Origin of the sequence: Enterovirga sp. (assembly GCF_035325185.1) — a bacterium.
GTDB lineage: Bacteria > Pseudomonadota > Alphaproteobacteria > Rhizobiales > Beijerinckiaceae > Enterovirga.
The window spans coordinates 1-11,209 of the sequence record NZ_DAOLAJ010000110.1 but is presented as its reverse complement, the minus strand read 5'-3'; the positions used below and the strand labels follow the sequence as shown (position 1 = coordinate 11,209).

The following is an 11,209-nucleotide window of genomic DNA, read 5'->3' as shown; positions in this document are numbered from 1 at the left end:
GAGCGCATGGAGAAGGAGGGGATCGTCGGGCCGGCGAACCATGCCGGCAAGCGCGAGATCCTGCTCGAGGACGGAGCGCGCGAGGACGAATGACGCGCGCGCTGCCGCCCGCGCGGCCATGCCACCTTTTTTCGGTCCATAATCGCGTCCATAGGACAGCAGATCGCTCGCCGCGTCCGGCGGTGCGCCTGGAGGTGGGAATGTTCGTGCGGGTTTCGACGGTCGTGGCTCTGGCGATCCTCCTCGGGGCGCCGGCCCGGGCTCAGGACGGCCGCGATCCGAAGCCCGTCCTGGCCGCGAGCCGGACGATCGACGCCCAGACCGCGGTCGAGAGGGCCAATGCGGCGCTGAACAGCTTCTCGACGCTGAGCGCGTCCTTCTCGCAGGCCGGCGGGGACGGGGGCCGCCTGACCGGCACGGTCTGGGTGCAGCGGCCGGGCCGGCTGCGCTTCGAATACAACAGGCCCTCGACGCTCGAGGTCGTCTCGGACGGCTCCACGGTCCTCGTGCGGGACCGCAAGCTCAACACCTCCGATCCCTATCCGATCTCGCAGACGCCGCTGAAGTTCCTGCTCTCCTCGCGCATCGACCTCGCCCGCGACACCCGCGTCCGCTCGGTCTCGGCGGCCGGGGACGGGGTCCACATCACGATCGAGGATTCCTCGACCATCGGCGGCACCTCGCGGATCACGCTCACCTTCGACAGCGAGATCACCTCGCTCAAGCGCTGGCGCGTGACCGACCCCCAGGGCTACACGACCACCGTCGCCCTCGGCGGAATCGAGAAGAACAAGCCGATCGATCCGCGCACTTTCAACCTCGGCTTCATGCGCCCGGTCGACTGAGTCCGGGCCGGCTCAGGCCCCGCGGGCGAGCCGCTTGCGGTTCGCGCGCACCTTGCTGCGGACCTGCCGCACCACCTTCTGCGGGGAGCCGCCCGCCGCGAGCGTGATCCCGGCCCGGGCGGCCGCGTCCAGCTTCTCCTGTACCATCCGGCGGCTTTCCGCGTGCCCGGCCGCGCCGCCCGCGGCGATGCGCATCAGCCGGAGCGGAATGACCTGGCTCGCCTCGAAGGCCATGCCCGCCATGTCGAGCCACATCCCGATCTCGCTCTTCCTGCGGCGACGCATGATCCCCTCCGTGCCGGGCCGATAACGGGCGAGGCGCGGATCGGTTCACGCCTCTCGCGGCGGGAGCTTGCCTCGCCCCCCGCCGCTTGCTGTAAGGCGGGCCCGCATCCGGCCCGGACTCGAACCTTGCGCCTGAAGATCACCTCCTGGAACATCAATTCCGTGCGCCTGCGGCTCGATCAGGTCGGGCGCGCCGTGGACGAGATCGGGCCGGACATCCTGTGTCTCCAGGAGACGAAATGCCCCGATCACGCCTTTCCCCTGGAGGGGCTGCGCGCCTTCGGGCTGCCTCATGTCGCGAAGGTGGGACAGAAGGGCTATAACGGCGTCGCGATCCTCTCGCGCTTTCCCTTCGCCGCGGTCGCCCCGCAATCCTGGTGCGGGCGCGAGGATGCCCGCCACCTCGCGGTGACCCTGGGTCCCGAGGCCGGGAAGGCGGCGGGATTCGAGGTCCACAATTTCTACGTCCCGGCCGGTGGCGACGTGCCGGACCCCGGGCTGAATCCGAAATTCGCCCACAAGCTCCAGTTCCTGGCCGAGATGCGCCGCTGGGGGGCCGCGCGGGAGAGGCGGCCCGCGATTCTCGTCGGCGACCTGAACATCGCGCCCCTGGAGCACGACGTCTGGTCCCACAGGCAGCTCCTGGACGTCGTCAGCCACACCCCCGTCGAGACCGAGGCGCTGGAGACCCTGCGGCAGGAGGGCGGCTGGATCGACGGCGCGCGCCGCCTCGTGCCGGAGCCTGCCAAGATCTACACGTGGTGGAGCTATCGCTCGCCCGACTGGGCGGCGGCCAACAAGGGCCGTCGTCTCGACCATGCCTGGCTCTCCGGCGATCTCGCGGACACGCTGGCCTCGGTCGATGTGCATGCGCAGGCCCGCGGCTGGACGAGGCCGTCCGACCACGTCCCGGTGACGGCGGTGCTGGACCTGTAGAGGAGGGCCCGAATCGGGCGGCGCGTGCGGGCGCGCCGCCCGGCCGCCCCGGCCCGAAAACGGTCCGCGTCGGGCGGGAATGAGGCGGTGCCGCCTCCGGCGATGCTGCGCCGCAGCGCCTCGGGGTGGCAGGGATGCAACGCCCCGGCAGGGGTAGGTCGGCAGAGGGTTTGTAATTTATTCACAATAACTTGGAGAGGCGGGCCTCTCTTTTCGTTGCCCTGAAGCCACAGCTTTTTGGAAAGCCCCCGGATTGGCCTCGAAACAAGGCGGAAACGGTTGATCGTGCGGAACGCCTCAATCATGGTGACATTGCGACGGGGGCAACCTCGGAGCGCTTCAGTCGAGGCGAGCCGCGAAGCGGGGCCGAGGCCGAAGCTGGGGGTAAGGGGCAAGCCGGCGGGCCTGGGAGCGGGGCCGGCGGCGTTTCCGAAGCCCGAGGTTCTAACTTTGGAGATCAACATGAAGCTCGTGAAGAGCCTTCTCCTCGGGTCTGCTGCAGGGCTCTGCGCGGTCGCCGGGGCCCAGGCTGCCGATCTGCCGATGCGCGCTGCCGCGCCGGTGGAATATGTCCGCGTCTGCACCGCGCACGGTGCCGGCTTCTTCTACATCCCTGGCACTGACACCTGCATCCGCATCGGCGGCCGCGCCCGGTTCAGCTACCAGTACATGAGCAGCCACGCGAACGGGACCAACATCTACGGCCAGCAGGGCGGCCAGGTGGGTGCCGACAACTCGGCCTATCAGTCGCTGGCGTTCTTCAACGTCGATTCCCGCACCTCGACGGCCTACGGCACCCTGCGCACCTTCCTGCGCATCCAGGCGGCCTATTCGAGCGGCGGCTATCTGACCTCGGGCTCCTCGCAGCGCTACGGCGAGTCGTTCATGGCCATGGGCCAGGACACCTACGGCCGCGCCAACACGACGATGTTCCTCGACAAGGCCTTCATCCAGTTCGCCGGCATCACGGCTGGTAAGGCGGGCTCGTTCTTCGACTTCTACGCTCACGACCTCGAGTTCTACGGCGCGACGGCGGGCTCGGACGTCTCCAGCACCAACCTGCTCGCCTATACCGCGACCTTCGGAAACGGCTGGTCGGCGACGATCTCGATGGAAGATCCGACCCTGCGCCGTCAGCCGATCTTCGCGGATCAGGTCTGGTCGGGCACGTCCGCGACGTCCATCTCCGGTTCTCCGTTGCTGTCGCAGCTCGGCGGTGTTTTCACGGCGTCCATCCCCTACGCTTTCAACGCGCAGGGCCTCCCGACCATGGTCGCGAACTATGACGTGTCGCAGCGTCAGCAGGTTCCGGACTTCGTGGGCGTGATCCGCTACGACGCGGCCTGGGGCGCGGCGCAGATCTCCGCGGCCTCGCACGAGCTTCGCGGCGGCCAGCTCTGGACCACGCAGACGCTGTCCTATAACACCACCACCGGCCTGCCCTCCCTGGGCTCCGGCATGCAGGGCCTGACTGCTCAGGCTGCCGGCCTGCCGCCGTCGATGAAGGTGAAGGAGGCCATGGGCTGGGCGATCCAGGGCGGCCTGAAGCTCAACCTGCCCCAGCTCGCCACCGGCGACGTGCTCTGGTTGCAGGCCGCCTATGCGGAAGGCGCCACCATGTATGCCGGCCACCCGGCCCGCTTCGGTGGTCGTGAGACGCTCGGCAACAACTACGGCGGGCGCTTCGCGGTCAGCACCGTGGACTCGTTCCTCGGCACGGATGGCAAGCAGCACCTGACGGAAGCCTGGTCGATCACCGGCGCCTTCCTGCACTACTGGGCGCCCGAGTGGCGGTCGGCGGTGTTCGGCTCCTACGGCGAGGTCAGCTTCGGCAAGGGTGCCCGCGGCAACGGGCCTTACGGCCTGACCTTCGACGCGACTGCGTCGAATGCGGTCGTCGGCTTCAACACCGTCGCCTACAGCGCCGCGCTGCGCGACTACAGCACCTCGGTGGTCGGCGCGAACCTGATCTGGTCGCCGGTCAAGGATCTCGATATCGGTCTCGAGGCGATCTATACCCGCGTCGATCTGAAGAACGGCCGGACGACCGACCTCACGGCCGGCTCGGTGGCCCTGGGCAACACCCTGGGCAACGCCCTGCCCGCCAAGACCGCCAAGTCGGACGACGTGTGGTCGGTGCGCATGCGCGTCCAACGCGACTTCTAAGACTTTCGCCCTCGGGCGAAAGACGGAGCCCCGGCCTCGTGCCGGGGCTTTTTTCGTTGCGGTCCTCCCCATGTCATCCCGCTTCGGGTTGAACCGCTCGGCTGCATGTCTCTCCGCAGGCTGTTGAAAAAATCGCAGTCCGATGCCCGTTCCGTCATTGACCCGGCCGGGGATGACAGGCTCTGCCGTTCAGCCCGAACCGGGATGACAGGGGAAGGCGCTCCCCTGCCTCAATGACGTCCGCTTCCTCCGGCATGACGGCGGGGACGCATGGAGCGGGTGGATCTTGGAGCCGGAGCTTTTGCAGGCGCAGACGGGCGAGCCTCCCCCCGGGGGAGGGAAGACGGGGTCGGCCCGGCGCCGCCCGGCGGGCTGGGCGCTCGGGCTTCCGATGCTCGCGCTGCTGGCGGCGGTCGCCGTCATGCGGGTGAGCCCCGCGGTCGAGATCAATATCCGGCGAGAAGCCGCGAAGCTCGTCCGCGCCGAGCCGGGCTCGCCGCTCGCGGCGGCCGGCGGGCGCGTCGTCGTGGAAGGCCGCGACGTGCGGATCGTCACCGATGCGGAATTGCCCGAGGAGCTTCGACGGGAGATCGGCATCCGTGCCGCCGCCATCCCGGCCGTGCGTGTGGTCGGAAGCGAGACCACCGGCTATGTCGCCCTCTCGCCCTTCTCCTTCGGGGTGAAGCGCAGCGAGGCAGGCATCGAGCTGTCCGGCGGCGTGCCGACGGCCGAATTGCGCGACCGGCTGGTGGCGCAGGCGGCTCGGTTCGTGTCTCCCGACCAGGTCGACGACAGGCTGCGCCTCGCCTCCGGCGCGCCAGAGGGGTTCGAGGCCGCGGCCTCGCATCTGCTCGCGGCGATCGGGGCGCTCGAATCGGGGGAGGGCGCCCTCGCCGGCCGCCGGGTCCGGGCGACGGCGCGGCCGCGCGACTCGCTGTCCTACAATGCGCTGATGGCCTCGTTCCGCGCGCTTCCGGCCGGCTATTCCGCGGGGGAGCTGGACATCCTCCCGCCGCGCATCACCCCGTTCCTCTGGACCGCGCGCCGCGACGACGGCGGCCTTTCGCTCGGCGGCGCGGTCCCCTCGGAGGAGAGCCGCGCCGCGCTCCTGCGGCTCGCCCAGGAGATGCTGCCCGACCTGCCCGTACGCGACGCGATGCAGACTGCGCGCGGGCTCGACCGCTCCATCGACTTCCTCGAGACGGCGCGCAGCGCCTTCGATTCGCTCGGGCGGCTCAAGGCCGGGGAGGCTCAGATCGTGGACCGTCGCTTCTCCCTCGCGGGCGAGACGGTCGCCAAGGGCGGCGCCGCGGAAGTCGAGAAAAGGTTGCGCGAGACCCTGCCGCCGGCGCTCGGGGCGCCGAAGGTGGCGGTGCTGGTGGTCCCGGCCTCGCCTTTTCTGTTCGGCGCCCGCCGCGCGGGCGGCCGGATCGAGCTGACCGGCTACGTCTCGGACGAGCGCGACCGCGCCGCCGCGGCCGATCTTGCGAAGACGCGCTTTCCGGGCGAGCGCCTGCTCGACCGCACGATCGTGGTCGAGGGCGCCCCGGCCGGCTTCCCCGAGGCGATGCGGACAGCCCTCGAGACGCTGAGCGATTTCGCCGAGGGCGAGGCGGCGATCCGCGAGCGCGACCTGCATTATTCCGGGCGTGTCCTCTATGCCCAGCTCGCCGCCCGGATCAGGCGGACGGCGCCCCGGCAGGTGCCCGAGGGCTGGCAGGCGCGGGTGGAACTAGAGCCGGTCCGCGCGCCGGGCGCCCTCGACGCCTATCTCTGCGCCGATCTCCTGGGCGATGCCGCGCGCCGCAATCCGGTGCGGTTCCTGCCCGGACAGGCGGAGCCCGCCGCCAATGCCGGTCCCGCTTTGGAGGCGGCCGCAGATATCGCGCGGCGCTGCGGCAGGGTCGGGATTCGCGTCGTGCACCATATGGGCGATCCGCAGGCCCCGCGCGATCTCGCGCTCTCTCGGGCGCGCGCCCTCGTCGCGGCCTTGTCCGAGCGCGGTTCGACGGCGCGCTTCTCGGCCGCGGGCGAGGTGGCCGGAGGCCCCGACAAGGAGGCGGAGCGCACCGAATTCCAGGTCGCGCCGCTCCAGGAGGCCGGGCGATGAGCATTCTGCTGCAACATCTCTGGCTGGCCCTCGCCGTCGCGGCCGGGCTCGGCCTCGGCTTCTCCGTCGTCTTCGGCGCCGGATCCGGGCTGCCCAGCGCCCGCCAGGACGTCCGCCTCGGCGCGATCCTCGTTCTGCTGGCGGGGGGGCTGCTCTCGGTCCTCGAAGTCGTGCCGGGTCGGCCCGGCCTGTGGCTCGATATCGCCGTCCTCTGCGCGGCGGCCTATGCGCTTGGCATCGCCACGGGCGCGATCCTGCGCCGCCTCGCCAAGGCGCTGCGCCGCCGCGCGCAGGCGGACCCCGCCTGACCCGCCGTCGGCGCGGCACCGCCGCCGGCGCGGATCAATGGCCCGGAGCGTGGCCCCGCTGGGACACGTGCCAGGGCAGGCACAGGCGCTCGGCTCCCTCGACGAGATAGAACAGGATCGTGCCGAGAATGCCGAGCAGGATCAGGCAGACGAAGACGCGCGGCGTGTCGAACTGCCCCTGCGCCGTCAGGATCGCGAAGCCGAGCCCTTCGGAGCCGGCGACGAATTCCCCGACGATGGCCCCGACGAGGGCGAAGGAGATCGCGACCTTGAGGCCCGCGAAGATGCTGGGCAGGGCGTTGGGCAGCCGGATCTTGCCAAGGACCGCGAGATGGCTCGCCCGGCTGATCCTGGCGAGGTTCAGCATGTCGGGATCGACAGAGCGCAGGCCGAGAACCGCATCGATCACGACCGAGAAGAGCGCGAGCATCAGGGCGATCGCGATCTTCGGCTCGACCCCGGTCCCCATCCAGATCACGAAGAGCGGGGCCAAGGCCACCTTCGGCACGGAATTGAGCGCGACGAGCAGCGTGTAGACGGTCTTTTCGAGCAGCCGCGAATGCACGATCCCGATCGCGAGCGCGAGGCCGAGCACCGCGGCCAGGCCGAAGCCGGCGAGGGTCGTGTAGAGGGTGAAGGCGGTCTGGCGCAGGAAATAGGCCGGCGCCAGGAGGAATTCGGAGAAGATCAGGCTCGGCGCGGGCAGGATGATCGGCGGCGGCCCGATCAGCCGGACGGCGACTTCCCAGAGAGCGAGCGCCACCGCGATGACGCCGAGGACGGAAGCGATCTCGTGCAGGGTGGAGCGCATTCCTCAGCCCTCCTTGAGGATGCCGAGGCCGGCGAAGAGATGGCGGATATGGGCGACGTAGCGCCCGAATTCGGGCGTCTCGCGCAAGGCGAGATGGCGCGGGCGCGGCAGGTCGATGTCGAGCACCTCGACGATGCGGCCGGGATTGCGGTCCATCATCACCACCCGGTCGGACAGGAAGATCGCCTCCGAAATGCCGTGGGTGACGAAGATCACCGTCTTCCGCGTATCCTGCCAGATCCGCGCGAGTTCGAGGTTGAGATCGTCGCGCGTCATGGCGTCGAGCGCGCCGAAGGGCTCGTCCATGAGGAGAAGCTCGGGATCGCAGAGGAGAGCCCGACAGATCGAGGCGCGCTGCCGCATGCCTCCCGACAATTCCCAGGGGTGGCGGTTCTCGAAGCCCGACAGGCCGAAGCGCTGGAGAAGCTGGAGCGCCCGGGGCTTCAGGTCCTCGCGCCGGAGGCGGAGGAATTCGGCCGTGATGAGCACGTTGTCGAGAACGGTCCGCCAGTCGAGCAGCACGTCGCGCTGGAACACCATGCCGGCCTTGGGCGGCGGCCCCGAGAGCGGCCGGCCGCGCAGCCTGAGCGATCCGCCGGTGATGTCCTCCAGGCCGCCGATGCATTTGAGCAGCGTGCTCTTGCCGCAGCCGCTGGGCCCGAGAATGGAAAGGAACTCCCCCTCGCGAACCTCGAGGCCGATGCCGGCCAGGGCCTGGACCGCGCCGTGGCGCGACCCATAGGCCTTGCCGACGCCGTCGAGGGACAGATAGGCGGGAGCCGGAGGGGAGGCGCCCGCCGCGACGGCGGCTGCGGGTTCGGTCGTCTTCATGGCCAGGGCCGTCCTCATGCGGGCGTTCCCTATTTGATGAAGTCGTTGGTGTAGTAGTCCGACGCCTTCCAGCCCGGCTTCACGGCGCCGGCGGCCTCGAGCCCCTTGAGCGCCGCATTCCAATCCTCTTCCGCCTGCCAGCCGAGCGGCTTGCCCTTGGTGGCCGGCGTGTCGAAGAAGGCGATGGTCAGCCGGATCTGCTCGGCGAGGACGGTCCGGTCGAGCTTGGCGTCGGGGCGCTGCTTGACGATGGCGTCGACCCCGTCCTCGATCTTGCCGTCGCGCAGATAGGCCCAGGCCTTGGCCTGCACCGCGACGAGCTTCGCCAGCGCCTCCTTCCGCGTCGCGATCGTCTTCTCGGTCGCGACGAGGCCGTAGCTCGGATAGGCGATCCCGGCATCCTCCGCGAGGATCGCCTTCGACGGCCGGGTCGCGGCGGCGACGGGGATCGCGGAAGGCTCGGTCGACATCAGGCCGTCGGCGCGCCTCGCGGTATAGGTGCCCCAGAGCGCGGCGGGATCGACGAACGTGATCGTCGTCCTGGTGCGGTCGAGGCCGCCCTGCTTGAGCCAGTAGTCGATATAGGGCGCCCAGGGGCTCGCCGCGAAGACGACCAGAGTCTTGCCGGCGAAGTCAGACACCTTGTTGACCGACGAATCCTTGTCGACCAGCACGGCGAGGTCGGTGCGCCGGCCCCAGCCGGCGATGCCCTTCACCTGGGCGCCGTTCTCCCGGGCCTGCGGCAGGAGCCCGAGCTGGATCTGGCCGATATCGACCTGGCCGGCATTGACGAGCTGGAGGGTGTTGCCGGAGCCGCGCCCGTCCTGGATGTCGACGTCGAGGCCCTCGTCCTTGAACCACCCCTTCTCCTTGGCGAGATGCATCGCGGCCTGCACGCCCCAGGGCGAGAAATCGAGCCGAACGGTCAGCTTCTCCTGGGCCAGGGCGGGCAACGCGCAGACCGCCAGGGCCGCGAGGCCGATCCCGGCCGTGCGCAGGGCACGAGCCCAGTGAGTGGTTCGCTCCATCAATCCCTCCTGGTCAATTTGTTATAGACTAACTAGTTCAATTGTCGACGCAAGCGCAAATTTGCGCCCTGCATTTCCTCCTGCATGGCCACGGATCTGGCTTGACGCGCCCCGTGTCAGTAACTAACCAGTTGGTCCAATAGCGAGGAGATGGCCTCATGATTGGAGCGAACCGCTCCGCCCGGATCGGCGTCGATATCGGGGGCACCTTCACCGATCTCGTGCTGACCGACGCGGCCGGCCGGACCTTCCAGCGCAAGGTCTCCTCGACCCCCGCCGCGCCGGAAGAGGCGGTGCTGGCCGGGGTGCGGGAGATCCTCGACGAAGCCGGCATCGCGGCCGCGCAGGTGAGCGAGGTGGTCCACGGCACGACGGTCGGCTCGAACGCGCTGCTCCAGAAGGCCGGCGCCCCGACCGGCCTCATCACCACGCGGGGATTCCGCGACGTGCTGGAGATCGGGCGCCTGCGCACGCCCGGCATGTTCGACCTGCAATGGGAGAAGCCGCTGCCGCTCGTGCCGCGCCGCTATCGCCGCGAGGTGAGCGAGCGCATCACCGCCTCGGGCGCGATCCACACGCCGCTCGACGAGGCGGAGGTCGTCGAGGCCGGCCGCGCACTCGCGGCGGCGGGCATCCGGTCGGTCGCGATCTGCTTCCTGAACTCCTATCGCAACCCGGAGCATGAGCGGCGGGCCGAGGCGCTTCTCGCCGGGCATGTGCGGGACTTGCGGGTCACGACTTCCGTCTCGGTCCTGCCCGAGGCCAAGGAATACGAGCGCACCTCGACGACGGTCGTGAACGCCTATGTCCGGCCGGTGCTGGAAGCCTATCTCACGCGGCTCGAAAGCGGCCTCGGCTCGATCGGGATCTCGGCGCCTCTTCTCGTCTGCAACTCGAACGGCGCGCTGGCCTCGTCGGGGACGGCGCGGGCGAAGCCGGTCTTCTTCATCTCCTCCGGCCGCGCGGCGGGCGTCGTGGGGGGCGGACGCCTCGGGGAGGCCCTGGGGGAAGGCGATCTCGTCGTGTTCGACATGGGCGGCACCACCGCCTCCGCCTCCCTCATCCAGGGCGGCAGCCTGATGCGGGTCTCCGAATACGAGTTCCGCGCCGGAATCTCGACCCCGAGCCGCTTCATCAAGGCGGGCGGCTACATGATGAGCGTGCCGACCGTCGACGTCGCCGAGGTCGGCAGCGGGGCGGGCTCGATCGCCCATGTCGACGAAGGCGGCCTTCTGAAGGTCGGCCCGGTCTCGGCCGGCGCCGATCCGGGCCCCGCCTGCTACGGCATCGGCGGGGACAGGCCGACCGTCACGGATGCGAATCTCTATCTCGGCTACCTGCCCGAGGCGCTCGCGGGCGGATCGCGCGCCCTGTCACGGGAGAAGGCCGAGACGGTCCTCGCGCGCGATCTCGCCGCGCCCTTCGGGCTCGACACGGCGACGGCGGCCTACGGCGTGCGCGAGGTCGTCAATTCCAACATGGCCCGCGCCATCCGGGCCGTGACGGTCGAGCGCGGGGTCGATCCGCGCGACTTCACGCTGGTCGCGATCGGCGGCTCGGGGCCCGTCCATGCCGTCGACATCGCCCGGCTGCTCTCGATGCCGCGCGTGCTGGTGCCGGCCTCGCCCGGCGTCTTCACGGCCATGGGCATGCTGGCGGGCGACGTCGAGCACTATCTCATCCGCCCCCTTCCCGGCCGGCTCGACGGCATCGACCTCGCCGCCGCGCGCGAGATCGTCGCAGAGCTGGCCGCGGAGGCGCGCGGGCGGCTTCTCGGCGAGGGCGTGGAAGCGGACGACATCTCGCTCCAGCCGGAACTCGACATGCGCTTCCGGGGCCAGGAGATGTCGCTCGCGGTGCCCTTCGGCGCGGCGGACGACGCGGCGAGC

General features: G+C 70.1%; 10 protein-coding genes. 6 read left to right on the top strand and 4 right to left on the bottom strand.

What is annotated here, in order from left to right; translation table 11 throughout:
* Positions 1-200: 200 nt before the first annotated feature.
* Positions 201-845: an outer-membrane lipoprotein carrier protein LolA gene (locus PKD06_RS16565; protein ID WP_324382027.1), complete on the top strand. Its 645-nt coding sequence runs from the start codon at positions 201-203 to the stop codon at positions 843-845.
* A gap of 12 nt (positions 846-857) precedes the next feature.
* On the opposite strand, the gene PKD06_RS16560 is transcribed toward PKD06_RS16565, so the two are convergent.
* On the bottom strand, positions 858-1,130 hold the full coding sequence (locus tag PKD06_RS16560) for a hypothetical protein (protein WP_324382024.1): 273 nt from the start codon (positions 1,128-1,130) through the stop codon (positions 858-860).
* 126 nt (positions 1,131-1,256) lie between these two features.
* On the opposite strand from PKD06_RS16560, the gene PKD06_RS16555 reads away from it, so the two are divergent.
* The 4 genes from PKD06_RS16555 (at position 1,257) to PKD06_RS16540 (ending at position 6,650) form a co-directional block, all read left to right on the top strand.
* Complete coding sequence (locus tag PKD06_RS16555) at positions 1,257-2,066, top strand: exodeoxyribonuclease III (RefSeq protein WP_324382023.1); 810 nt, start codon at positions 1,257-1,259, stop codon at positions 2,064-2,066.
* 462 nt (positions 2,067-2,528) lie between these two features.
* Entirely contained in the window at positions 2,529-4,232 is a 1,704-nt protein-coding gene (locus tag PKD06_RS16550; protein ID WP_324382022.1) for a porin, read from the top strand.
* Between the two features lie 286 nt (positions 4,233-4,518).
* On the top strand, positions 4,519-6,342 hold the full coding sequence (locus PKD06_RS16545) for a hypothetical protein (protein ID WP_324382020.1): 1,824 nt from the start codon (positions 4,519-4,521) through the stop codon (positions 6,340-6,342).
* Positions 6,339-6,650 carry a hypothetical protein gene (locus PKD06_RS16540; RefSeq protein WP_324382018.1) on the top strand — a complete coding sequence of 104 codons (312 nt, stop codon included), beginning with the start codon at positions 6,339-6,341 and terminating at the stop codon, positions 6,648-6,650. The genes PKD06_RS16545 and PKD06_RS16540 overlap by 4 nt, the downstream gene beginning before the upstream one ends.
* Before the next feature lie 34 nt (positions 6,651-6,684).
* Here the strand turns inward: PKD06_RS16540 and PKD06_RS16535 are convergent, their stop codons facing one another.
* The 3 genes from PKD06_RS16535 to PKD06_RS16525 are packed head-to-tail and all read right to left on the bottom strand — an operon-like array spanning position 6,685 to position 9,320.
* A complete protein-coding gene (locus tag PKD06_RS16535; RefSeq protein WP_324382016.1) occupies positions 6,685-7,461 on the bottom strand; it encodes an ABC transporter permease in 777 nt (258 codons plus the stop codon).
* Between the two features lie 3 nt (positions 7,462-7,464).
* Positions 7,465-8,310 carry an ABC transporter ATP-binding protein gene (locus PKD06_RS16530; RefSeq protein WP_324382014.1) on the bottom strand — a complete coding sequence of 282 codons (846 nt, stop codon included), beginning with the start codon at positions 8,308-8,310 and terminating at the stop codon, positions 7,465-7,467.
* Positions 8,311-8,321: 11 nt separating this feature from the next.
* Positions 8,322-9,320: an ABC transporter substrate-binding protein gene (locus PKD06_RS16525; RefSeq protein ID WP_324382012.1), complete on the bottom strand. Its 999-nt coding sequence runs from the start codon at positions 9,318-9,320 to the stop codon at positions 8,322-8,324.
* 158 nt (positions 9,321-9,478) lie between these two features.
* Here PKD06_RS16525 and PKD06_RS16520 point away from each other — a divergent pair.
* Positions 9,479-11,209: hydantoinase/oxoprolinase family protein (locus PKD06_RS16520; RefSeq protein WP_324382009.1), on the top strand; the 1,731-nt coding region annotated here is incomplete at its 3' end.